This window comes from Peribacillus sp. B65, assembly GCF_058513295.1.
On record NZ_CP195840.1, the window covers coordinates 2,851,334 to 2,874,601 of the forward strand.

At 38.7% G+C, this 23,268-nt stretch carries 19 protein-coding genes, 1 other RNA gene and 1 pseudogene; 6 read left to right on the forward strand and 15 right to left on the reverse strand.

Going from position 1 to position 23,268, the window contains the following annotated elements:
• Nucleotides 1–19: 19 nt before the first annotated feature.
• Entirely contained in the window at nucleotides 20–1,225 is a 1,206-nt protein-coding gene (locus ACSR9O_RS13970) for a nitrate/nitrite transporter (protein WP_491724553.1), read from the reverse strand.
• Between the two features lie 694 nt (nucleotides 1,226–1,919).
• Between ACSR9O_RS13970 and ACSR9O_RS13975 the strand changes: the two genes are divergently transcribed.
• The gene (locus ACSR9O_RS13975) at nucleotides 1,920–2,462 is read left to right on the forward strand and encodes a ribonuclease H-like YkuK family protein (RefSeq protein WP_230175939.1); all 543 of its coding nucleotides are present in this window, start codon (nucleotides 1,920–1,922) and stop codon (nucleotides 2,460–2,462) included.
• A 146-nt stretch (nucleotides 2,463–2,608) separates the two neighbouring features.
• On the opposite strand, the gene ssrS is transcribed toward ACSR9O_RS13975, so the two are convergent.
• The 5 genes from ssrS to ACSR9O_RS14000 form a co-directional block, all read right to left on the reverse strand.
• A non-coding RNA gene (gene ssrS / locus ACSR9O_RS13980) (6S RNA) lies at nucleotides 2,609–2,795 on the reverse strand.
• Between the two features lie 123 nt (nucleotides 2,796–2,918).
• Nucleotides 2,919–4,400 (reverse strand): UDP-N-acetylmuramoyl-L-alanyl-D-glutamate--2,6-diaminopimelate ligase, encoded by a 1,482-nt coding sequence (locus ACSR9O_RS13985; protein ID WP_230175938.1) that lies wholly within the window; start codon nucleotides 4,398–4,400, stop codon nucleotides 2,919–2,921.
• Nucleotides 4,401–4,612: 212 nt separating this feature from the next.
• On the reverse strand, nucleotides 4,613–5,866 hold the full coding sequence (locus tag ACSR9O_RS13990; protein WP_101222199.1) for an MFS transporter: 1,254 nt from the start codon (nucleotides 5,864–5,866) through the stop codon (nucleotides 4,613–4,615).
• A gap of 650 nt (nucleotides 5,867–6,516) precedes the next feature.
• Nucleotides 6,517–7,398 carry a mechanosensitive ion channel family protein gene (locus tag ACSR9O_RS13995; RefSeq protein ID WP_491724554.1) on the reverse strand — a complete coding sequence of 294 codons (882 nt, stop codon included), beginning with the start codon at nucleotides 7,396–7,398 and terminating at the stop codon, nucleotides 6,517–6,519.
• A gap of 22 nt (nucleotides 7,399–7,420) precedes the next feature.
• Nucleotides 7,421–7,813, reverse strand: a complete 393-nt coding sequence (locus ACSR9O_RS14000) for a sporulation protein (protein WP_230175936.1) — start codon at nucleotides 7,811–7,813, stop codon at nucleotides 7,421–7,423.
• A gap of 665 nt (nucleotides 7,814–8,478) precedes the next feature.
• Here ACSR9O_RS14000 and ACSR9O_RS14005 point away from each other — a divergent pair.
• Nucleotides 8,479–9,009: a DL-endopeptidase inhibitor IseA gene (locus ACSR9O_RS14005; RefSeq protein ID WP_230175935.1), complete on the forward strand. Its 531-nt coding sequence runs from the start codon at nucleotides 8,479–8,481 to the stop codon at nucleotides 9,007–9,009.
• Between the two features lie 153 nt (nucleotides 9,010–9,162).
• Here the strand turns inward: ACSR9O_RS14005 and ACSR9O_RS14010 are convergent, their stop codons facing one another.
• The 4 genes from ACSR9O_RS14010 to ACSR9O_RS14025 form a co-directional block, all read right to left on the reverse strand.
• Complete coding sequence (locus ACSR9O_RS14010; RefSeq protein ID WP_491724555.1) at nucleotides 9,163–10,155, reverse strand: HAAS signaling domain-containing protein; 993 nt, start codon at nucleotides 10,153–10,155, stop codon at nucleotides 9,163–9,165.
• Nucleotides 10,142–10,489: a PadR family transcriptional regulator gene (locus ACSR9O_RS14015; protein WP_034306796.1), complete on the reverse strand. Its 348-nt coding sequence runs from the start codon at nucleotides 10,487–10,489 to the stop codon at nucleotides 10,142–10,144. The genes ACSR9O_RS14010 and ACSR9O_RS14015 overlap by 14 nt, the downstream gene beginning before the upstream one ends.
• Before the next feature lie 160 nt (nucleotides 10,490–10,649).
• Nucleotides 10,650–11,996, reverse strand: a complete 1,347-nt coding sequence (locus ACSR9O_RS14020) for a GntP family permease (RefSeq protein ID WP_101222202.1) — start codon at nucleotides 11,994–11,996, stop codon at nucleotides 10,650–10,652.
• Between the two features lie 6 nt (nucleotides 11,997–12,002).
• The gene (locus ACSR9O_RS14025; protein WP_491724556.1) at nucleotides 12,003–13,148 is read right to left on the reverse strand and encodes a glycerate kinase; all 1,146 of its coding nucleotides are present in this window, start codon (nucleotides 13,146–13,148) and stop codon (nucleotides 12,003–12,005) included.
• A 301-nt stretch (nucleotides 13,149–13,449) separates the two neighbouring features.
• Between ACSR9O_RS14025 and ACSR9O_RS14030 the strand changes: the two genes are divergently transcribed.
• Nucleotides 13,450–14,544 carry a CdaR family transcriptional regulator gene (locus ACSR9O_RS14030; protein ID WP_491724557.1) on the forward strand — a complete coding sequence of 365 codons (1,095 nt, stop codon included), beginning with the start codon at nucleotides 13,450–13,452 and terminating at the stop codon, nucleotides 14,542–14,544.
• A gap of 144 nt (nucleotides 14,545–14,688) precedes the next feature.
• The gene (locus ACSR9O_RS14035; protein ID WP_491724558.1) at nucleotides 14,689–16,296 is read left to right on the forward strand and encodes an FMN-binding glutamate synthase family protein; all 1,608 of its coding nucleotides are present in this window, start codon (nucleotides 14,689–14,691) and stop codon (nucleotides 16,294–16,296) included.
• A 221-nt stretch (nucleotides 16,297–16,517) separates the two neighbouring features.
• Here ACSR9O_RS14035 and ACSR9O_RS14040 read toward each other — a convergent pair whose 3' ends face one another.
• Together ACSR9O_RS14040 and ACSR9O_RS14045 are read right to left on the reverse strand one after the other, a co-directional pair.
• Nucleotides 16,518–17,456 carry an MBL fold metallo-hydrolase gene (locus ACSR9O_RS14040; protein ID WP_491724559.1) on the reverse strand — a complete coding sequence of 313 codons (939 nt, stop codon included), beginning with the start codon at nucleotides 17,454–17,456 and terminating at the stop codon, nucleotides 16,518–16,520.
• A 240-nt stretch (nucleotides 17,457–17,696) separates the two neighbouring features.
• Nucleotides 17,697–18,290 (reverse strand): branched-chain amino acid aminotransferase, encoded by a 594-nt coding sequence (locus ACSR9O_RS14045; RefSeq protein WP_101222207.1) that lies wholly within the window; start codon nucleotides 18,288–18,290, stop codon nucleotides 17,697–17,699.
• A gap of 173 nt (nucleotides 18,291–18,463) precedes the next feature.
• Here ACSR9O_RS14045 and ACSR9O_RS14050 point away from each other — a divergent pair, with 173 nt between their 5' ends.
• Nucleotides 18,464–19,576 (forward strand): NAD(P)/FAD-dependent oxidoreductase, encoded by a 1,113-nt coding sequence (locus ACSR9O_RS14050; RefSeq protein WP_491724560.1) that lies wholly within the window; start codon nucleotides 18,464–18,466, stop codon nucleotides 19,574–19,576.
• A gap of 398 nt (nucleotides 19,577–19,974) precedes the next feature.
• Nucleotides 19,975–20,289, forward strand: a pseudogene (locus ACSR9O_RS14055) (transposase); the annotation flags it as partial.
• 242 nt (nucleotides 20,290–20,531) lie between these two features.
• On the opposite strand, the gene ACSR9O_RS14060 reads toward ACSR9O_RS14055, so the two are convergent.
• From ACSR9O_RS14060 to ACSR9O_RS14070, 3 genes are all read right to left on the reverse strand, one after another.
• Complete coding sequence (locus ACSR9O_RS14060; protein WP_491724561.1) at nucleotides 20,532–21,290, reverse strand: uracil-DNA glycosylase family protein; 759 nt, start codon at nucleotides 21,288–21,290, stop codon at nucleotides 20,532–20,534.
• Between the two features lie 346 nt (nucleotides 21,291–21,636).
• Nucleotides 21,637–22,575 (reverse strand): glutarate dioxygenase GlaH, encoded by a 939-nt coding sequence (gene glaH / locus ACSR9O_RS14065; protein ID WP_491724562.1) that lies wholly within the window; start codon nucleotides 22,573–22,575, stop codon nucleotides 21,637–21,639.
• Nucleotides 22,576–22,903: 328 nt separating this feature from the next.
• A complete protein-coding gene (locus ACSR9O_RS14070; RefSeq protein WP_053535078.1) occupies nucleotides 22,904–23,245 on the reverse strand; it encodes a DUF3870 domain-containing protein in 342 nt (113 codons plus the stop codon).
• Between the last annotated feature and the right edge of the window lie 23 nt (nucleotides 23,246–23,268).

Below are 23,268 nucleotides of genomic sequence, written 5' to 3' on the forward strand. Positions count from 1 at the left end.
ATAATTAGTAAACAAAATTCTAAATCTTAACTGAATTCTTTCCGAGTACCCACGTTTTTTTCCATGAAAGCTGAGCTAGACCCAGGATAAGCAACGCCACGATTCCAACTGCGGAAAATACTAAAAATCCTGTAGCATATGTGCCAGTAATCTGTTTTAACGTTCCTAGTATGTTTGGAACCAAGAATCCGCCAACACCTCCGGCAGCTCCTACAATTCCTGTGATAAAACCAATTTCTTTAGAAAACCGCTGTGGAACTAACTGAAAGACAGCCCCGTTGCCCATACCGAGAAATAGCATTCCGATGAACAACAGAATCGTAACGACAGTAAGGGAATAAAGAAAACTAATCCCAAACATACATAATGTGAGTCCAATAAATAAAAACATAAGCAGCTTAACTCCACCTATTTTATCGGCAATATATCCTCCGACGGGACGAAAGAAGCTTCCGGCGATGACACATAATGTAACAAATTCCCCAGCCCTAATTCGTGTTAGCCCATACTCATCAACAAAAAAGATGCTTAAAAAGCTTGTAAACCCGACAAAGCCCCCAAAAGTCACACTGTAAAGAATACAGAAATACCACGTATCCCTTATTTTAAATACATTGAAATATTCCTTGAGCGGTTTTGCAGGCGGTTGAGATGGTGCGTCTTTTGCGATTAAAATATAAATGACAAACACGATGGTTAAAGGAATCAAAGCCAATCCCATAACATTATGCCAGCCAAGAGACTCTGCAATACGCGGTCCAAACAATGTCGCAAAAAGAGTTCCGCTGTTACCGGCTCCCGCAATGCCCATCGCTAGACCCTGCAAATGCGGGGGGTACCAACGGCTGGCCATTGGAAGTGCTGCAGCAAAACTTGCACCTGCCACTCCGAGCAAAATCCCAATTATATAAAGCTCGGCTAAACTTTCTCCGAATAACCAACCCCAAAAAAGCGGAATCATCGTAACAAGCATCCCGCCGATCGCTGTTTTCCGCGGGCCGATGCGATCAGTCAAAAAACCTAGGACGATTCGAAAAAACGAGCCTCCCAAAATCGGAATAGCCACAATCAAGCCTTTTTCAGCTGGGGAAAGCCCGAAATCCCTTGTAATATAGACACCAAGTGCACCTAATAATACCCAAATCATAAAACTGATATCAAAATAAAGGAATGAAGCTAATAATGACGGAGCATGACCGCTTTTTTTCAATTCAGATATTTTCACTTTTCATCTCTCCAATACTTTATTAATTGAATATTCGTTTATTTTACTCTTATAAAAGCAAGATTTCTTTGTTTATGTCAGAAAACATTACACACTTTTTTTGTAAGTTATAAAATGTGAATACTTTGAAGTCGTTATTGGTTAAAATTTAATAATTTCATTTCGTTTTTCCTATATAAATCGAATGATAATGTGGTTTACTTAGGTGAGGTGTAGTCCCAAGCTTGTTTAACTTTTCAGTTATGGCAGGAGATATACCAAAGATACCTCCAATAACTTTTCAATTATCTCCATACAAAAAAAGAGAAGCCTAATGCTTAAGCTTCTCTTCCAGACTGTAGATCAACACGACTATTTAATTGAGTTTGTTTACAGTTTTAATATTTGTCCGTTAATTTCCACTCCAGGCACACACTTTTCCCGCAGGGGTCTCGAACACACGCTCCAATCAACTTTGTTATAACTATTATGATAGAACTCCTTTTGCCTACAGTCTTTTTTTGTTTAAAATAGAAGAAATAAAACTAGGGGTGATATCTATTCAGCGAGATTAGCTTTAAATGATGATTGAATCTTCATTAGAAGGCGGGTTCTTCACACAGCACGAAATTAGGAACTTTTTCATATGATGTGTTATGAGCGGCATGAGATTTAATAATCTGATTATATCCGGGGAAAGGTTGGGTGCAATAATATGAAGCAATATCCATTTCATAACATCCCATTTCAAAATCTTCAGAAAAAAGACATGTCATTTGAAGAGGTATTCGTTCATATTGTTGAGTTCATGAAATTGAACCCTTCCGGTAACTATCGATTAATGGTCGGTACAGATTCGCAAGTACATAAAAAACATACTGTTTTCATTACGGGCATCGTGATACGGCAGGTCGGAAAAGGTGTATGGGGTTGTATAAGAAAAGTGATGATTCCTAGAAGGATGCTGCATTTACATGAACGTATTTCCCAAGAATTGTCGTTAACGGAGGAGATCGTGTCACTGTTTACAGAAGAAAGAAAAAACCAATTAATCGATATTGTCCTGCCTGCTGTATACCAAGGGGCAACGTTCACGATGGAGGGGCATATTGATATCGGGATTGGAAAGCGGAACAAAACCAGTGAGTTTGTAAAAGAAATGGTAGCCAGGATGGAATCCATGGGCGTGGAACCGAAAATCAAACCCAATGCTTTCGTCGCTTCAAGTTATGCCAACCGATATACAAAACAAGAGTAAATGTCTTTAGAAAATGTAATATTCCAAATCAACCTACACTGAATTTGTAAAGGGCTGTGAAAATAAATCAAGACAATTCTTATTGTACGGTATTTGAAAACAGCAAAAAACCGGCCTCAGACCGAGACCGGCTTCAACATTTAAAGATATAAGCCGCCATTGCCGTATTCAGTAAGAAAGTTTTAAACCACCACTCCTCAAAGTGGGTGTTTGCAGAAATAATCCTGTTGTCCAAGTCAGTGACGAGGCATAACATTCCTGTTTCAATATAAAACTCCCTATTACAGCTTAAAGGTTAAAACTTTATTATCATTACGAACAGTGCAGCTTGTATTGTTATAATACTTGAATTCCTCATATGTTACAATGTTAATTATCACCATATTAATAACCTATGGCTGACTAAGGGAATGGACGTCGTATTAGCCCTTTATAATAGCATTCGTTACAATCAAACTATTGATCAAAATAACCGATAAAATCCCCTTCGTCTTTATTTTGCAGATATAATACCGTTTCTTTGTCAGAAATAGTAGGCAGTCCAAAATTTTGTTCATACCTCTCAATTCCTTTACCTGTAATTATAATCCAATCCCCTTCCTTTCCAGCTTGTATCGCCTCCTGTATAGCAAGTGTTCTATCAGGAATAACCTTCCCATTTCCAGCAGAGTAATCGCTTTTCAGTTTATTTAGTGTCGATTCCATCCCCTCCATTCCCTCCGAATTCAGATCATCCATCGTCAAAATGGAAACATCACTATGTTCCGATGATACTTTAACCATTTCAGCCCTTTTGGTTGTATCTCGTCCACCTCGGAAACCAAAGATATGATAAATTTTTTTGGCTCCGCATTCTTTGGCAGTTTGAAGCATGTGATGTATGGCATCTGCAGTATGTGCATAATCGATGACGATTGTCGGTCCATATTCTTTCTTATACATTTCAAACCTTCCAGGCACACCGGAAAATTGTTTCAATGATGTGAGAATTTCTTTTTTTGAAATTGGAAACATCTTCGCTACGGAATAGGCGGCAGTTGCGTTATATAAATTATGAAGTCCAGGTAAAGGTAACTCAATTTTCACAAAGTCATGATTCTCATTCAATAAAATAAAGGGATTTGTTGCAGTATTATAATTGGTGATTGTTAAATCGAAGCGATTGGATTTTCCAAAGACAAAGGCACTGACGTTCTTTTCCCGTAAGTATTCTTGTAGTCTTTCTCCCCAGAAATCATCCCCATTGATGATCGCAAGACCATTAGGTTTCAATTTTTCAAATAGAAGTAATTTTGCCAGGAAATAATCCTCCATCGTACCGTGGAAGTCGAGATGGTCATGATACAAATTCGTGAAGACACAGAAATCAAATTCAATTCCTTCTAAACGGTATTGAGCTAATCCATGTGAAGACACTTCCATTATGACAACCATGTCCCTACTTGCAGCCAGTAAGGAATTCAACTCCATGCTACCTGGAGTCGTATTATGGGAATCGACTTTGTTTCCATTGATAATATGCTGTATCGTACCAATGACGGAACAGGTTACCCCATTTTCTTTCAATATTTGCTGAAGCATATAACTCGTTGTGGTTTTTCCATTGGTACCTGTAATTCCTATCATTATTTTTTGCTTGCTTGGATCTCCATAAAACCTTTTGGCGATTAGCCCTAACGCTTTACGGCTGTTCTCCACTCGTAAATAAGGAATTTCCAAACCCTTAATATCGCGATCACCAATCACAGCTGATGCCCCTAAACGAATTGCATCTTTAATGTAATTATGGCCATCTGACTTATATCCGGTTACGGCAACAAAAAGGTATCCCTTTTTTATTTCTTTAGAGTTATCGGTTACACCTGCGATGGATATATGTTCAACGTCCTTCGGCAAATCCCAGTTGATCGCATCTTTCAATATGTCTTTAAGGATCATTAACTTTTCTCCTTTTTCATTTAAGCTATTCACCTAACTTTTTTTGAAAATGAAATGCATAAGTTCCAACATGCCATTTTTAGTATTTACCAGTACTCTAAAAATAATTGTTAAACCAGAATTTGTTAGTTGAACAGTAAAAAGAAAAGCAGCCGATAAGGCTGCTTTTCTTGGCTATTGCTGTATAGAGGTGTGGGCACACCGCAGGATACTTACGATTGGATTTCCAGTGGTTTGGATTCGGCCTTTTGATTGTACAATGGCAAAATGAAAAACATTCCAATAATAAAAAAGAAAGCGGCGGTTTCAAATATGGCGACGAGTGAAAATTGCTCTTTCAGCACGCCTGCCGCACTCATGGTCAAAACCATCGATCCAGTGAATAATGGGCTTAAAATTCCATTGACCCTTCCGATGAACTCGCCTTCGGTCCTCTGCAATATCAATGTATTGATACCGATTTGGATACAAGGCAGCATTAGTCCATTAAAGAACTCGGCAGTAAGTGTAATCCAAAGATTTGTCGAAAGTCCCATTACCGCTAATCCAATGGCATTCACAAGCATTCCGAATGCTAATAATCTCTGAGGTGCCACTTTTTTGGCAAAAATCATCACCCCAGCTCCGCCTAAAATCATACCAAACCCATTCACCATAAATAACCATTGCAAATTTTCCTTAGGAAGTTCCAGTTGTTCGGTAACGAGAAATATAGAAAGTGGCTGAATGAAGCCCAGTCCAAGCCCGGCTGCCAGAAAACATAATCCAAGCAAACTTAGTTCTTTTTTTCGCAACACATAGCTCACTCCGCTTTTCATTTCCTGCCATAACGTTGTTTTTGCTGTCTCTTCATTCAGTTTACGATCTTTTGGAAGAAAGGCGAGTGCTCCAGCTGAAAGTAAAAACGCCAGGCCAGTAATCGCAATCGAGATGTTTATCCCGAATGATTGGAAGGCAAATGTACCGAGAATCGGACCTAAAACCATAAATACTGCGAAGACGGTCTGATAAACGGACATCCCTGTCTGAATTTGACTTTCAGGCAAATGCATCTTAAATAGCTTCATGCCTGATGGCTGAGAAAATTGAGAAAGTATCGCCGAAATCAAAGTTGCGAAGAATACCATTTTCCAACTGCCAAAGATGAGCGAGATTAGCACAGCAAATACAGATATTGCACTTAATATATCACACCAAACCATCGTTTTTTTCGGACTCCAGCGGTCCGCAAACGTCCCTCCAATGAATGAAAAAATAAAGATGGGAGCAAATTCCGCTACTGATATCATGGAAATGGCAAAAGCATCCCCGTTTGTCTTTTCCATGACGAATAACAAAACTGCAAAGTTCCGTACCCATATCCCTATTTGTAAAAACAGGCCAGAAAAGATAATGGCCCGGAATACACGATTTTTAAAAATGTTAGGTTCCTTATTACTTAATGTTACAGATGTGTTTTTTTCCATATAAAAACCTCCTGTGAGATTTCTGGACAGGAGGCAGTACAATACAAAATTAACAAACTAAAAGATCCCTAATGGACGGAACACAATGATCTTTGTTTGTATTTTAGTACAGACTAATCCTATCCAGAAAAAAAGTTCGTATTTAGCACGCATTTTTTCTCTTAAAGAATAGGATTAAATGATCATTGTTTAAAGGTCACCCTTCCATTTTATGCTAATTCGATAATAATCTATTTAATCTGATAAATCAAGGTGAAATTTATAAACAAAAACATTTTTCAGAAAAGTTTGTGCAATTCCCCGCATAAAAAAAGGCTCCCTTTAAAAGAAAGCCACAGATTGGAGACAACTCGAAAAAAGCAAGATTGCCTTTAGATTTTTTAGTTAAAAACGTTCCAGTTTATTGATCGGGAGTTCGAGACTACTGTGGGGAAAGCGGTGCAAAGGAGACCTCACAGGCGCAAAGGGCGGACCGCCCGCGGAAAGCGAATGCTATACGGTCCAATCAACGTTCGAATACTTTCTTTATAAGAAGGCGTTTAATATCCTTAAGTTCCCGGGTACTGTCACTAATTTCGGTCCTTTCTTACACTCACCATCATTAGTTCATGATAATTCCCGGAATACCTCAGGCAATTGTGTTTCTTCTTTTAGTTCTCCAATATATGTTCTTGTTTAGGATTTCCCTGTACAAGTAAATGGGAAGATGGCATTAGAATTTTATGCTCATGAAGAGCAGTCATCATTTCAAACCTCACACTCCTTGATGTTTCAAAGTAATCATCAGGTTTCACAAGTCCCACAATGCATAGTTCATATCCAACATATTTAAGATTCGGATTTAAATCCGTAATGCCGATGTATCTAAAATCCTCTTCAGGTGTACCATCCTCTAGCCTTAGAAGGGTTTCACCATACTTCTCATTACAGATAAGGCATATATCCTCCAACAGCCGTTTTACCTTTTCTGGACTTTCTTGGTAGCTTACAGTGATACGCTCAATGATTCGCATTCTCCCTTTATTAAAATTTTGAATTGTCCTGATTTCACTGTGAGGGATTGTCAGCAATTTTCCTGACCATTCCCTGATCTGCATGAACCGGATACCTATTTCTTCAATTGTCCCTGAACTTGTCCCATTGAATGTAACGAAATTTCCCACCCGGAATTCATTATCTGAAAGCCTTACAAATCCCAATAAGATATCCTTAAGCATTTGCTGAGCCGCAAATCCGATAACGACCCCTACAATTCCAGCTCCAGCCATGATTCCTTTTATGTCTATAAACTGTCCAATCAGATAAATGAGGAAAAGTCCTGCTATGCCGTATCTAAGAGCAGACCGGGTAACTCCCTGTATCGTTCTTTCAACTTCTTCCACAAAAAAATTAGATCTTTTAAAGAACCATTCAACCATTTTATTCAAAATATAATAAACGGCCAATAAAAGTAAAGCCAATATAAAAAGCCTCAATAACAAAAATTCTTGCAAATAATCCATAGCCCGCTCTGTAAATTTCAAGACATTCATGTTCCCAACTCCAATTTCACTTTTATTCAGAATCAATTAAAATCCAGTCATCATCCTTGCCTATTATCCCTTTATCAAGGATAAGTCTTGTTTTAAGACGGTAGGAAACCCCTCGTTTATAAGGCTCCTTCAATATAGGAAGACAAAAGTTAAAAGGAATTTCATTGCTTTCCCCTGAATTTATCTCCCTTGAAGACAAAATGGTGCTCGTTTTAAGGATCTCTTCCAATCCTGTAGAATGAGTATCCATGATCAAATCACATTCGATCCTCCTTATTCTTTGCGCAAGGGTACCACCCTTAATCAAGAAATACCCATTTATGCATTCACCAGATTTATACGTATTTTTCGGAAGGATTAAATCTATTTGTGCAGAACCTATCCCTAAAAGTAACAAAGATTTTCTCAGTATCAACTAATACACTCCATTTATATTTATTTGTTTTTCTACTAAACCCTCATGTTTATACATTTCCGTAAGGGCAGCCTGATCTGGACTACAAAAAAACCTTTACCATTTTGGTAAAGGTTTACTAAAAGAAAATAGACCTTTACCAATAGGTAAGGTCTGGCTAACAACAATATGCTGCCAACAACACCGAGAGCAAAGAGCCCCGTAATGACGACGTTGTTGTAAAAGCTACTCCCCTTTGGAGAATGTATTCAAGTATATAATTTATAATACGGTAGGACTAGAAAGTTTGTCAAACCTTTATATTTTATTTTTTTTAGGCGCTTCCCGGGAAATTCGAATTCTTTGTACATATCTTGATATTAATGAAAATATAATGAATCAACTTGTCCCGTTATTGAAAAAGAATGAACTTCTGGGTTTTAAATAGGCAAGTTCGTGGAATATGAAGTATGTAACAGCAGTGACCTTCTATTTAAAACGCCGCTTTCAAAAAGAATAAAATGAACAAACTATGTATATTTAATGGAAAACTAAAATTATATTTAAAAATTAACAAGATTTCTCTTTTACTTGCGCCAATCATGTTGTAATATAAATGTAACAATTGTAATATTTATTAAACTTTCGTTACATAAGTATCCTATTAGGGATTGGGGAGATTAATTATGAAAAAATTTTTAGGTATGCTATTATCCATTATTTTATTTTTCACTCTAAGTGGTCAGGTTACCGCAAAAACGACATCACAGAATTTGTCTGATGCAAATGCATTAAAGATAGCCGATAATGCCAGCAAACATTTTTGGAATGCTTTACATGGATATAAAACCCGTTCATGTTCACAAAAAACTTTCAATTATAAAGGGACAGAGTATTCATACCTTTGCCAAGAGTTTAATACAAAAGATAAATTGACTACCTACTTAGCAGAGACATTTACTAATAATGCAGTTGAAAAGGGTCTGACCAAATATAATTACATTACCCATAAAGGGAAATTAGCCCGCCCAATCGGAGACGGCTTCAGCATGTTGGAGTGGAGAAAAGCAAAAATTAAATTGGTTTATCAAAAACTGAACGTTAGGTCCTACAACTTAACTGTACCTACAGTCGACGGTGAGTCAGTAAAAAGAACGGTTACCTTTTATAAATCCGGATCCACTTGGAAAGTCAATCAGTTCGATGCAGTTCAATAAAAAGTTGGTTTAAATGTAACGCCTCATATGCCGTATAGTTGGTTAAAAACTATATTCCATATGAGGTGTTTTTCTGTTTTCCCTCTTATCTTGAGAAATCTTTTCACATCATGGAACTTTAAAAACAAAAAAACACAGCTAGGTTGCTGTGCCTTAACGGATTTTTGCCTTTCGGAAGCCTTGATAGGAATCATAGCAGGCAAAAAAGATTGTGATGAGTATGAGACCCCAGTAAATCGAGGTTTTCCAATCATCGATTGAAAATAGTGTTTTTTGGTATGCAATGAATTCGGGGTTCAATAAATTAGGATTACTAATGATGATGATGAAAATCAGAGTGGACAACAGCTGGTATATAGCATGAAATAAAGCTAATTTCAGGGTCCATTGTCTTAAAAATAATTTATAAATCGCCAAGAGAACCCCAATGATAACGATGCAAGATACCGGCAGCCAATAGGTATTCAATACCTCTTGATTAAAAGAAGGTGTTACGAAAATGAGACTGTCATTTCTTTTTTCATAGACGCCTAACAGGTTTGCTGCATTGAAATAAAGGGCCGCGAATACAGAAAGACCTAACAAACTTGCAAATATCTCGATCATGGAAATCGCTTTTTGCTTTGAAATGTTCGGAATATGTTTTAGGTTTTCCGGTGTCCATGGTTTCAAGTCTTTGGTTAAAGGGGACTGATCTTTTGAAGTATCCATGCGTTCTAAAATGACAAATGAGAGCGTCAGCCAGAAAAACACTTGGATACCTGTACTGATGATACCTGCTATCGCTTTCCCGATTATGGTGAAAACCGCATCCATAACCGTATTATCACCCATTTCTCGAAACGGATTATCCCCTACTAATCCAATCAGTGAAATGACTGCAGCAATTGGTAAAATCATTTTCAACAGACTGATATAAAAATCATAATAACGCGGTCCAATCAGATGCATCGGCCGATCGCGATAACCACTTGCCAGTGTAACCGGATCTCCTAATTTTAATAGAACCGCTTTCACGTCTTGCTCCGTGTGATCCTCCGGAAGCATATCTGCGATTGTAGATTGAAGCTCAAGCCCAATATCCTCCCGGTTTTTTTCAGGCAGCCTGCGGGTCACTTCCTGAATATAAAGTTCAATCAGCTCCATCTTCTCCCTCTCCTTTTAATAATATATAAAGCTCTTGAGAAGTTTTTTCCCATTCTTCCTTTAACTGAGTGAAGATTTCTCCCCCATAATCACTTAAAGAATAGTACTTGCGCGGTCTACTTTCAGAAGTATCCCAGCTGCTGGTCACCAATTCTTGTTTTTCCAGGCGTCGAAGTAAAGGATATAAAGTACTTTGATCAATGGTAATTCCCGACTTCTCTAAACGCTGGACAAGCGAGTACCCATACTGAGGGGTTTTGAGCTGACTCAGAACAGCTAACGTCAAAGTGCCTCTGCGCAGCTCAGTGGTTAATGAATTCAGTAAAGTGCTCATCCAATCACCTCTTCCCTATACTATGTGACGTACACCATACCTTATACTATGCATCATACACTATTTTAGTTCTTACAACACCATAAAAATTAAAATATATTTAATTTAAAGCATAAAAAAGAGAAGCGTTTCACGCCTCTCCTTTTTGCAAATATTAATATTACACAAGAATGACCCACAATATCATCGTCGTGATAATCGTGACCACTCCTTGTATTAAGGTTGCCATTGTTTGAGCTTTATAGGCATCCGTCACTTTCATCCCGCTAAATTGGGTGACCACCCAGAAGAAGCTATCATTTACATGGCTTACTGTCATCGCACCTGCTCCAACAGCCATGACTACCAATGCAAGAGGAACAGCCCCTTCAATACCCAACGTTGGAAGCATGGGTGCAATCAAAGATGAAGTGATGACCAGTGATGCTGTCGAAGAACCCTGGGCCGTTTTCAGCCCAGCAGCAATTAGGAACGGGACCAACAGGAACAAGGAACCACTAAAGATGCTGCCCATATCCCAACTTTGGATGATGTCTGCAATCCCCGTATTTTTAATGACGGTACCAAATGCTCCGCCCGCCCCGGTAATCAATAAAATTGGCGCAGCATCCAATAAGGCGGCTCCTATCCAGTTTGTTAATGTTTCTTCATCATACTTAGGCAGCAATGTCAAAGCGGAAATTACTCCGACGAGCAATGCGATGACCGGCTGGCCCAAGAATACGAAAAATGCGGCAATCCCCCCTTCCGTCCCAAATAGCGTTAATACAGAACTGGCTCCAATCAGGACAATCGGTAAAACGATCGGTAAAAATGATTGTAAGGCAGAAGGCATCTTGCCGAATGAACGGACAATTTCATCATAATCGTAATCCAGGTCACTTCGGTCATCTTCAACTTCTATCTTGGTCGCTACTTTCATTGACCATATATAACCAGCAAGTGCAGCTGGAATGGCGGTAATAAGACCTATCAAAATGACGGTCCCCAAGTATCCGTCCGCTCCGATATTCCCGGCTGCCGCAATTGGCCCCGGAGTTGGGGGTACAAGTGTATGTGTCGCATACAAACCAGTTGCAAGCGCAACTGACATGGAAGCAACCGCCACTTTTGCGCGTCTTGCCAATGCTTTTCTTAAGCTCGATAAAATAACGAAACCTGAATCGCAAAAAACGGGTATGGATACGATAAAGCCAATCATACTCATGGCAAGCTGCGGTCTTTTAGGACCGACAATCCTCAATACGACTTCGGCCATTCGCAATGCGGCCCCGGCCTTTTCCAAAATGGTTCCGATTATTGTACCGAAAACGATTACAAGTCCAATGCTCGTCATCAATCCGCCAAAACCGCCGTTGATATTCTCAACGATCTGATCCAGAGGCATTCCGGAAGCAAAACCAACAAATAAAGTACCCAATAGAAGCGATAAGAACGGATGCAGCTTGAATTTAGTTGTAGCAAAAACAATTAAGAACACGCCGATGGCCAAAACAATAAATAACATAAAAAATTACCCCCTATTTTTGATCGCTGCCAAAAAAGCCCGCATTACTTGTTCGGCTGAAAATTCCAACAATTCAACTCCTCTTTCCATAGCTTCCTTTAATGGCATGGGAGCGTTCACCAAACTATGAACACTCGTTATTCCGTGGTCATATAAAACTTCAATACCTGTTCCGATCGATCCAGCCAAAACAAATACCGGAATACCATGCTTTTTGGCTTCTTGCGCTACTCCCATGGGTGTTTTGCCTGAAGCAGTCTGGTAATCGATTTGGCCCTCACCGGTAAAGACACAATCGGCACCGAACAATTTTTCACCCAGTTTCGTATACTCCATGACAATATCTATGCCCCTTTTTGTTTCTGCACGGAAAAAGGCTTGAAATGCACCTCCAATTCCTCCTGCAGCACCAGCACCTGCTTTATCATGCAAGTGTATGCCTGTTTTGATTTCCACCAAATCAGCCCATGATGATAAAGCTTTATCAAGCATTTCAACCATGTCAGGAGTCGCCCCTTTTTGAGGTCCGAATACCCTTGATGCCCCATCTGGACCGACTAACGGATTTTGGACATCCGAGGCAATCAAAAATTCGGAATCCGCTATTCTGGAATCAAAATCCTCTGTATTAATGTCTGATATCCGTGATAATTCGGCACCTCCGTATCCCAGAGTTTTACCTTCTTCATCAAACACCTTCATTCCCAAAGCCTGGAGCATACCGACACCGCCATCGTTGGTAGCGCTTCCACCAATCGCTAAAATGAACTTTCGACAGCCATCATTCAATGCTTTTTGAATAAGCTCCCCTGTCCCGTATGAAGTAGTGATCAATGGGTTCAACTCAGCTGGATCGACAAGGCAAAGACCAGATGCATTAGCCATTTCAATCACACAAGTTTTTTTATCGCCCAGGATTGCATATGCTGCCTGAACATCTTCAAGTAAAGGTCCTTTAACGGTCACTTCAACTTTTCGTCCATTTGTAGCTGCAACAAGACTATCCATCGTGCCTTCCCCGCCATCCGCCGCAGGAACCAATTCTGTCTCCGCATCCGGCAGTGCCTTCCTGACTCCTCGCTCAATAGCTTTTGAAGCTTCTGTTGCTGATAAACTTCCTTTATAGGAATCTGGTGCAATAACAATTTTCATGCTCAGTTCCCCTTTGAATATATTTTTATATCAATTTAATTATAATCTTCAGAAATATTTTAATCATCGTTCATTCTAAACGAAAATTAGTATGACATATTGGATTTTTTTGGCTATACTATATATAAAAAATGATCTTTCTGGAAAGTTTTCTGTTATTTTCCCATTTTCCTAAAGTATAAGATAGCTAAAGGTTTAAACTATCGACAATCCCCCTTTACATGAAAAATCATAGCTTGTTTGCATGAAATATGATCACCATTCTGTTAGCAAATAAAAAAACTCTAGAAGGATGACTTGAATGCTGACCCAAGAAATTGCAATGGAAATTGTCAAACAAACCACCAATAGACTTAACAGAAATATTAATATTATGGATGATAAAGGAATCATCATCGCTTCCGGAAATCATGAACGCATCGACCAATTGCATTTAGGAGCAATGGAAGTACTGAAAACGGGAAAGCCGTTAATCATTCCCGAAACTGATCGTCATCAATGGGTAGGTGTCCTTCCTGGAATTAATTTGCCTATTAATTTTCAAAATGTAATTATAGGAGTCATCGGAATCACCGGAGATCCGACTGAACTTTTGGAATTCGGCGAATTGGTGAAAATGATAACGGAAATGATGCTTCATCAAGCTTTTATGGCGGAACAACTCGAATGGAAACAACACTTGAAAGAATTGGTATTTGAAGACTTATTAAAGGAAGATATCAATCAGCATTCGATTGATCAGAGACTTGAACTGATTGGAATGAAATTAGAACCTCGCTATCAAGTGGGGGTAATGGAAATGAAATTAAATCCGTTAAATAAGAATGAGCTGATTCAAATGACTGAAACTGTTTTTGGTTCCCATCAAGCCCTTGTTGGGTTCCTGAATGTGAATCGGGTTTTCATTCTCACTACGGCGCTTAGCGGAAATAACATTGACAAATGCCTGGATTCAGCCATCAAAAAATTTAAAGCAAAAGGTTTCGTTATACGAATCGGTTTGGGCTCTATTGTGGATAAGGAATCATACATCGTCCACTCTTTCCGCGAAGCTGAAGCGGCACTTTTACTAGGTGAAGCCGATCAAGCTTTAACTAGATATACTGAAGTGGAAACAAAAGCACTGTTGGAAAGGATAGATGAGCGGACCAAACAGCAATTTCAGGAAAGAATTTTAGGCAGCTTATCCGAAAAGTTGATTGAGACTCTGCAACAATTTTTTCTTAGTAACTTAAATATTGGGGAATGTGCAAAAAGAATGTATATCCATCGTAATTCCCTTATATACCGATTAAAAAAAATCAAGGACATTACCGGATATAATCCACAGGTGCTGCATGATGCCATAACTTTACAGTTAGCCATTTGGGTAAGCCAATCGAAAAGGAGAAGTTGAAAGAAATTGTGAGAACAATATTGCCTATTTAAATTATTTTCGTTCCATCCCTATAAAAACCTTGCGTTGGAATTCTGTATAATTGATCGAATTACCGAGTAGATTAAAAATACATGATTTTTTTTGCATATCAGGAGGGATTGAATGAGTGGCATCGCAAATCTTTTAATTATCCTTGGATTTACCGTAGTTTTCATCATTATCATCGTTTTGGTCTTACTATTACTTTATATGATTTTCTTTGATCGCATGCAGAAGCATCATGCAATTTTAAGGAATTACCCCGTGCTTGGGAGAATGCGATACTTTCTGGAAAAAATCGGACCTGAGATGCGGCAATATTGGTTTAACAGTGATAACGAAGGAAAACCATTTTCCCGCGATGACTATGAACATATGGTAAAAAGTTCAAAATATTTACGGGATGTCATAGGTTTTGGCTCAAAACGGGATTTTGATGAAGAAGGCTTCTTTGTTAAAAATAGCATGTTTCCAAAATTGGCCGAAGAAGAAAAATATGATCGTGAAACTAAAGTGACGACGAAAAGATACATTCTATTGAAAGACCCGCTTTTCTCACAACGAGAAGAAAAATGGGAAGATGAAATATCCTCTGCATTCTTATTGGATGATGAGGACGCCGTGATCATCGGCCCAAACACTAAGAATCCCTTTCGACTAAAAGGTCTTATCGGCATGTCCGCCATGAGTTATGGCTCTTTGGGTAAGAACGCAATCACTGCACTTTCTGAGGGGTTGGCTGCAGCAAAAGGCACCTGGATGAATACAGGTGAAGGCGGACTGTCTCCTTATCATCTAATCGGCGGTGTCGATATAATCATGCAAATCGGTCCAGCCATGTTTGGAGTTCGTGATAGTAACGGCGAAATGGATTGGGATGAGTTAAAAAGAAAAAGTGAAATACCCCAAATCAAAGCATTTGAAATCAAATTGGCTCAAGGTGCCAAAACTCGCGGAGGGCATATCGATGCTGAAAAAGTGAATCCGGAAATCGCTGAAATCCGTAAGGTCATTCCGTATAAAGCAATTGATAGTCCGAATCGGTTTCATCAATACCATGACGTAAAATCCATGTGCGATTTTATCGAAAAAATCAGGGAACATACAGGAATCCCGGTCGGCATCAAAATGGTCATCGGCGGCACTGACAGTGTTGAAGAGCTTGCTAGCTACATGAAAGAAACCGGGAAAGGTCCGGATTTCATTTCATTGGATGGCGGTGAAGGCGGCACGGGTGCATCTTATCAGGAATTGATCGATAGCGTAGGCTTGCCGATAAAATCCGCTTTGCCGATTTTAGTATCGACATTGGAAAAATACGGTGTACGCAATCGCGTTAAAATCATCGCCTCCGGTAAATTGTTCACGCCTGATAGAATTGCGATAGCCCTAGCCATGGGAGCAGACCTTGTAAACATAGCTCGAGGTTTCATGATTGCGATAGGATGTATACAGACGATGAAATGCCATTCCAATGCTTGTCCTGTCGGAGTAGCCACCACTGATCCGGAATTGCAAAAAGCGCTTGTCATCGATGAAAAGAAATACCGCGTTGTTAACTTTCTTGTAACCCTTAGAAAAGGACTATTTCGAATCTCAGCCGCTGCTGGTTTAGATTCGCCTATCCATTTTCAACCTAAGCACATTAGCTATAAGGACGATAAAGGAATTGTCACATCCCTTGAAGATATTATGAATGAAGTTAAGGGACAAATAGGTGTCAGGCAATGAAAAATCCACCGCTCATGTTGATGGGCGGTGGATTTTTCTTGAAAACAATTGAATGAAGCCATTATAGGCTGCAAAAATGTATCAGGCATGTAATGGGAATATCTCCACTTTTCCCTTCCCCATTAGCTCCCCATGGCGATAATAAACATTAGCTGCAGCAATTTAAGCAGTTTTAGATGACATGAGCTAAAATCAGTTTCGATACGTTGTCATCTAAAATATCAAATGGATTGATAATACCATTTGCCATCACGTTTAAACTTTCTGCATTGGTCATTTAAAAGAAGGTATTCTAGGTGTGCCAATGTTTCACCAACTGCAAACCTGGTCTCGTGAATGGACAGATTTCTAAATAAGATCTGGCAAGCACTATTTACTGAAATCGGCTCTTTCATGTTTTCATGAATAATATGCAAACGGTCCTGATGGTGTTCCAACAATTCAAAAATTCTTTTATTGGCATTTTGAAACGGTTTCCCATGTGAAGGGATGACATATTCAACGTCCAGCTTTTGTATTTTTTTCAAAGAATTAAAAAACTCTTCCAATGGGTTGCTGAAACCTTTAAACCAATAAGAAATATTTGGAGATATCCTGGGCAATATATGATCTGTCGAAAAAAGGACACTTTTTTCCTTATTGTATAAGGATATCAAGCCATCAGAATGTCCCGGCGTGAAAATCACTTCATACTCATATTTGCCAAAGTGCAGTTTCATTCCTTCTTCAAGATGATGATTTACGGTAGGATAGGGTTTTACTTGTGGCATGAATCCGCTTTCGTCACTGGATAAGGCCACGGATAAATCGTCTTCCATACCACATGCTTTATAATTTTCTTTAAGCAGATTCAGCGAATCCGCTTCCCAATACGTAGTTCCCGCTTGTTCATCCACTTGTGTCATCCAAACATCCGCACCGGTCAATTGTTGTAATGTCCCTGCATACCCGAAATGATCAGGGTGATAATGGGTGATTATAATATCGGTAATATCGTGTTTTTCGATAATCGGGTTCCATAAATCCCTTGTCGTTTTGTTATTTAATCCCGAATCAATGATTGTCCACCCTTTTTCACCTTCCGCTAGGAAACAATGGACATGATCCAACCTAAAAGGCAATGGAATGGTAACTTGAGTTACTTTCAGTTCATTCAGCAAGTATAACTTCCCCTTCCGATGTAACTTCATTTACATAAAACAAAAAATCGAAATTGCTAAAAACAAAACATTTAAGTTTATTAAATAAATGTATATCATTAATCAATTCGACGAATTTTTTCGATTTCCTGTTATCAATATCCAGAGCCAGCGATTAAAATCCAGAAGCAAAGCCTAGGGGCATTGGTTAAATCAAGAAATAAAAAAAACCGCCATTAAAATTTATGGCGGCACCTCGTTTTACATATTTTCCTCGATTGTTTGAACAAGGATAAAAAGAAAATGATAGATTAAATTAAAAGCTTCCTCTAATGTCATGTCTTCTCGGAATCCTTTTATGTTATCCAGGGCTAAATTCACATCCCATAGCCCGTCGCCCTGGTTAAACATTAAACTGAACGAACCTATTTCAGCTTGAAGTTCCTTAGTTAAATACGTTTTTAAAACTTCTCCCATTTTTTTCTGGAATTTCAATCCGAACATCGCGTTATACGTACCAAAAACATCATCGACTTCTAAAGAAAGTGCCTCAACACCGATTAATTCGAACCATTGTGATTCAAAGTAAAGGAACTCATCTTTGTTATTTTTCAAATACTCGATCGGTTGTGATAAAAATGCAGAGTTCTCTTCAGAGATTAACTCTTCGCTTTCTTTATTACTTCGCTCCATATAAGCATCTGTAAAACGGGATGCATTTTCTTTTTCCACTAAAATGATATCATCGGCGATTAATTTATGCTTTTCGACATAATCCTTTTCTTCTTTAAATAACTCAACCTTGTTTTCGATTACGGATTTTGATATGTATGATTCCATTTGTTTTTTTAGCATGATATGTCCTCCTAGTATCTTTTCAAGCTTTCGCAATATCAATCATAGCATATTCACTATAGATAAAATAACTTTGTGAAAGAAATTACAATATCAGTTGTGGCAATCATTTCGTGTCTTCGATATAGTAGTGGTAAGCGTTTATACATATGAGAGAAATGAGATGTTGAATCATGCAAAAAATCATTGTAGTTGGTGCAGGAATTTTGGGAGCTTCCACTGCCTATCAGTTGGCTAAAAATGGGGTTGAAGTGATCATTATTGACCGACAAGATATCGGTCAGGCAACATCTGCAGCTGCAGGAATCGTTTGCCCTTGGATTTCGCAAAGACGCAACCAAGCTTGGTATCTCCTTGCCAAAAATGGTGCTGCTTTTTATCCGGGTTTAATTGAAGAACTTGAACGGGACGGGGAAACCGAGACTGGGTATGCCCAGGTCGGAGCTATAAGTTTACATACCGATGAAGATAAACTGAATGCCATGAAGAACCGGGCTGCAAAACGGAAAGAAGATGCACCGGAGATAGGGACGATCACAATACTTTCTGCAGAGGAAACACGTGCCTTATTTCCGCCTCTTTCCAGTGAATATGCAGCCGTTCACGTGAGTGGTGCCGCCCGGGTGGATGGACGCGCACTACGTGATTCCTTATTGCGGGCATCACAAAAAAACGGTGCAAAACTTATGTATGGTGAGGCCATACTTACATATAACGGTGCACAAGTGACAGGTGTAACACTTGGAGATGAATTCATATCTGCCGATAAAGTGATTGTTTGTGCTGGCGCTTGGGCACCGCAATTACTGAAGCCACTCGGCGTGAATTTTCAAGTCACCTTCCAAAAGGCTCAAATCATTCATCTGGAAACGCCAAATGACAATACTAATGACTGGCCTGTAGTCATGCCTCCCAGTGATCAATATCTTTTGGCTTTCGATAATAATAAAATCGTTGCTGGGGCGACTCACGAAAATACGGAAGTTTTCGATACTCGAATGACCGCAGGAGGACTCCAGGAGGTTTTCGATAAAGCCTTGCAAACCGCTCCCGGTTTGACAGATAGTACGTTTGTTGAAGCAAGGGTCGGATTTCGTCCATTCACGCCGGGATTCCTTCCGGTCATTGGTCCCTTGCCTGACTGGGAAGGAATAATCGTAGCCAATGGTCTTGGAGCATCCGGTTTAACAATGGGCCCATATATAGGCTCACTATTGGCAAATCTCGCACTTGATAGAAAAATCGAAATCGATATAGAAAATTATGATGTCAGAGGTGCTCTATAAATTTAGCTTCCCATTACCTAACTTGCTGTATGAACTTCGACTGATCTGAAAATCACTAGATCAGTTTTTTTCAAATGGGTCCTTTTCATAAGAAAAATCAAGGACCTTTAATGAGTCCTTGATTCAGACTGTAGACAAACTCGAGGAAAATCGAGTTTGTCTATTTTTTATGGCTTGTACAATTTGGACGTTAATTTACACTCCAGGCACTCACTTTCCGCGGGCGTTGGGGAGCCTCCTTGGCTTTCGCCTGCGGGGTCTCCCCTAGACGCGCTTTTCCCGCAGGAGTCTCGTACCTTCCGTTCCAATCAACTTTGCTTTAACTCTTAGATAGAACACTTTTTGCCTAGGGTCATTTTTGTTTTAAAATAGAAGTATTAAAACTAGAGGTGATGAAGATGCTTTCTAAACATGATTCTATTCAGCGAGATCAACTTGAAATGATTACTTTAGATCGACTGGTGCCGGCGAACCATTTGGTTCGTAAAATGGAGGCTTCCATTGACTTCACTTTCATTTATGACTTGGTGAAAGATATGTATTCAAAGTTAGGACGCCCAAGTATTAATCCAGTATTTTAGTTGAATTGACATTTATTCAATGTACATTCGGTATTCGTTCCCTGGGTAAACGATTAATATGGCTTACCGCTGGTTCTTAGGCTATGGTTTTCATGATAAAGTACCTCCTACTCCACGTTCGGAAAAAATCATGCTGTTCTTTGAAATGAAAAAATAAGAATCTTCAATTTCAATTTATTTCATTTATTTATTAATATCTGATTCACTTACTTCTTCATAAATAACTTTTAACTCTTCAATAGTAAGTGATTTTAAAAATTCCTCTAGTTCATCCATGTTAATGCCTCCTATAATAAAGAACATTTGTTCTTATTATAATCTCCAAAATATCACTAGTAAATAGTTAATTTTACTAGTGAGCATACAGCCCCCATTTAACCAACGGTCATTCCCTTTGAAAAATAGTGCTGTAACATCATTTTCATTTGCTCTTTATTTGCTGCAAATTGCTTATGACGATGACCATTTCCTCCAGATGGATGAGGAAATCCTAGAAGCATGTTGTTAGCATCCAAATAATTCTGACCTGCTAAATAATTTAAGACCTTGGAAACATTAACGCCTAAAGGAATAATAAGCGGGCTTTCAATCGTACCTATTTCGGCAGCAAAGCCCTCCATTATATTTTTTTTAAGCAACTCGGTCTTTAATATGTTCGGAGTTGTCCCACTGTAGTTTTTACCGTTATAAACTGGATAGGTTAAAACAGAGGTAGTATGAACGAGGTGATTTGCTTCGTTAAAAAGATCCAGTGCGGACGATATGTTTAAGTATGTGTGTAATCCAAGCTCATCTAACATTTGAATCAAATTTTTTCTCATCGTTCCTTCAAAACTGGAATTCTTTTTTACTTCGTTCAGGATCTCTTCATCACTATGTATGTGCCCTTTTGCATTAATTACTGTAGAATAAGATTTTTTCATTTGATGTAATCCAGGAGTGATTCCGACAATCACCACTTTGGCCCGTTCATTTACATATTCAAAAGGTGCGTAATAGATTTCGAGCTTCTTCTTTTCATCTCTTTCAAGCAAAAATTGCTCGCTCAGTATCATTTCATCTGTATAGGCAGCAGGTAAAGCATTAATTAAGTTTTTAAATTGCGTAAAATTAGAAAAATTAGCGATCCCCATAAAGTACTATCCCCTCTTTCTATATATTTTGGCCATATCAGTATATCAGAAATTCAGTTTCGCACCGAACATTGGAGCATTATGAATCTTTTTGAATCCGTATATTCCTTAACGGAAATTGAAAATACTAGTCGTTTATAAAGTGTTGTTTGATCTCTCCATCATGATAAAAACGTAATGTAGTATGCCTGATACCGTACTTAAAAAGTTTTACTCAGACGAGATAAAGTTAAAAGAATGAACCTTTTCAAAAAAAAAGATAAATTGCTTCCAACCCTTGGGTTGAAAAGAATTTATCTTAAAAATGGTATTTGGGGATGAAAAAATTTGGGTTTACAAAATGAAACTATTGATTGAATCTTCCGCGCTGGCGAAGCAATTCACGATTCAGGTTCGGATCTTTTTCAAATGCAGCCCGGCCGTGAAGCCAAAATATATTGTTGACGACAACTAAATCTCCAACTGGCAGTTCCAGTTCAAGTACACTTTCATCGTTTTCTAATGAATTGGATAAATCGCGTAAGTATTTGGCTTGTTTAATCGAATCAGGATAAACAAATTGATCGATAAAACATATACCAGGTTTGTTATTATGATTGAAGAATGTCAATCTTTCAATTTCCTGATCAATGTTCTTGCTTTTCGGTGCCTTATACGTGAATTTCTGGCTTGATAATGGATGATTTACATACATATCAAGCTCTTTCCAATCGTCTAGGTGCAATAAGCGTGATTCGCCACCGCGGGCATTTTGTTCGATCATCTTCATCATCAGTAACCAGTCCGTTGGTTCATCAACAAAGGTTCCGTCCGTATGAAGTGTAAATAAACGATAGGCCTGACGCAAATATGAATCACTGCTATCCGTGTCTTGAACACTAAAACGGGCATAATATTTTCCTGACATGGCATCATGATTTGGAGTTCCGAGCAAGTATGAAATGGCCGTTGCAAAAATGACATATTCATCTGTATTCTCCGTGACACCCTCCAAGCCAAGGGTGAAGCCGCCGGATTCTCGATCATGAACGATGTTACGAAGCAATTCACCAAAGTCTTCCCCCACTTGATCCAAAAGATATGAAGCAATGATGAGTCGTGCATATGGCGTATATTCCAGATGTTGAACAGACTGATTATCCTTGGATACCGTTTCTAAAAAAGCAGCAATCGCCTCTTTTGAAATTTCAATATGATATAAACGGCTGGATTGAGGGTGAACTTTCACCTCGTATTTTTCTGTTTTCCTTTCAAACTTCGCTCTCTTTTTTTCTGCAATGTTCATGAATGATTCCTCCTGTTATTTGTAATATAGGTGACAAAGTTAACAGGAAATATAAAAAGCCAGTCGCACATGATCCCCAAATAAAATGGGAATCCAACTGTACAACTGGCTTATATTCACTTCACTGCTCTATGCAAATAGAGTCACAGCGAATATGCAGTTTATGTATGATTTATTTTTCCTGTTTCCAATCATTAAGATCTTTACACGATTCTGAAAAGGTATTTTCCAAAAGGTGTTAATGTCATAATATTGGCTTAATTACATTAAAACGTTTTTCCGTAAAAATGTCAACATCTTTTACAAATTATTCTGATAAATCATTTTACTAACTTGGTAGTTTCGTTTTTTCTGCCGCTTTAATTTGCTGAAAATGGAGATCCAGGTCCTTCAAGGCAGCAATCAATGCATTAGCCGCTTTCCCCCGATAATAAGATGTAATCGATTCTATCGCTTCATCAACACCATCATTTAAACTGATCCCTTTTAATAAACGCCCAATAAATTCCCGTCCATGCTCTGTTGCCAGTGTACAAGAAGCCTCCAGGACAACACCATATTTAGCATCGACTTCCGCGGTGATGGTCAATGTTTCAAAGACACTTTTCGCCGCCATCCCTTGAGGTAAACGTGCGTGACCTGCAATAAAAATTGTTTTACCATTGAACATGAGGCCTCTTCCTCTCTTTAACG

Bases quoted from the DNA above. Each gene is read 5' to 3' on its own strand.
- glaH (WP_491724562.1), bottom strand. From the start codon at position 22,575: ATGAACATTGCAGAAAAAAAGAGAGCGAAGTTTGAAAGGAAAACAGAA.
- ACSR9O_RS13975 (WP_230175939.1), top strand. From the start codon at position 1,920: ATGAAGCAATATCCATTTCATAACATCCCATTTCAAAATCTTCAGAAA.
- ACSR9O_RS14005 (WP_230175935.1), top strand. From the start codon at position 8,479: ATGAAAAAATTTTTAGGTATGCTATTATCCATTATTTTATTTTTCACT.
- ACSR9O_RS14070 (WP_053535078.1), bottom strand. From the start codon at position 23,245: ATGTTCAATGGTAAAACAATTTTTATTGCAGGTCACGCACGTTTACCT.
- ACSR9O_RS14010 (WP_491724555.1), bottom strand. From the start codon at position 10,155: ATGGAGCTGATTGAACTTTATATTCAGGAAGTGACCCGCAGGCTGCCT.
- ACSR9O_RS14015 (WP_034306796.1), bottom strand. From the start codon at position 10,489: ATGAGCACTTTACTGAATTCATTAACCACTGAGCTGCGCAGAGGCACT.
- ACSR9O_RS14045 (WP_101222207.1), bottom strand. From the start codon at position 18,290: ATGCTAAAAAAACAAATGGAATCATACATATCAAAATCCGTAATCGAA.
- ACSR9O_RS14030 (WP_491724557.1), top strand. From the start codon at position 13,450: ATGCTGACCCAAGAAATTGCAATGGAAATTGTCAAACAAACCACCAAT.
- ACSR9O_RS13990 (WP_101222199.1), bottom strand. From the start codon at position 5,866: ATGGAAAAAAACACATCTGTAACATTAAGTAATAAGGAACCTAACATT.
- ACSR9O_RS13985 (WP_230175938.1), bottom strand. From the start codon at position 4,400: ATGATCCTTAAAGACATATTGAAAGATGCGATCAACTGGGATTTGCCG.
- ACSR9O_RS14020 (WP_101222202.1), bottom strand. From the start codon at position 11,996: ATGTTATTTATTGTTTTGGCCATCGGCGTGTTCTTAATTGTTTTTGCT.
- ACSR9O_RS14035 (WP_491724558.1), top strand. From the start codon at position 14,689: ATGAGTGGCATCGCAAATCTTTTAATTATCCTTGGATTTACCGTAGTT.
- ACSR9O_RS14025 (WP_491724556.1), bottom strand. From the start codon at position 13,148: ATGAAAATTGTTATTGCACCAGATTCCTATAAAGGAAGTTTATCAGCA.
- ACSR9O_RS13995 (WP_491724554.1), bottom strand. From the start codon at position 7,398: ATGAATGTCTTGAAATTTACAGAGCGGGCTATGGATTATTTGCAAGAA.
- ACSR9O_RS14060 (WP_491724561.1), bottom strand. From the start codon at position 21,290: ATGGGGATCGCTAATTTTTCTAATTTTACGCAATTTAAAAACTTAATT.
- ACSR9O_RS14050 (WP_491724560.1), top strand. From the start codon at position 18,464: ATGCAAAAAATCATTGTAGTTGGTGCAGGAATTTTGGGAGCTTCCACT.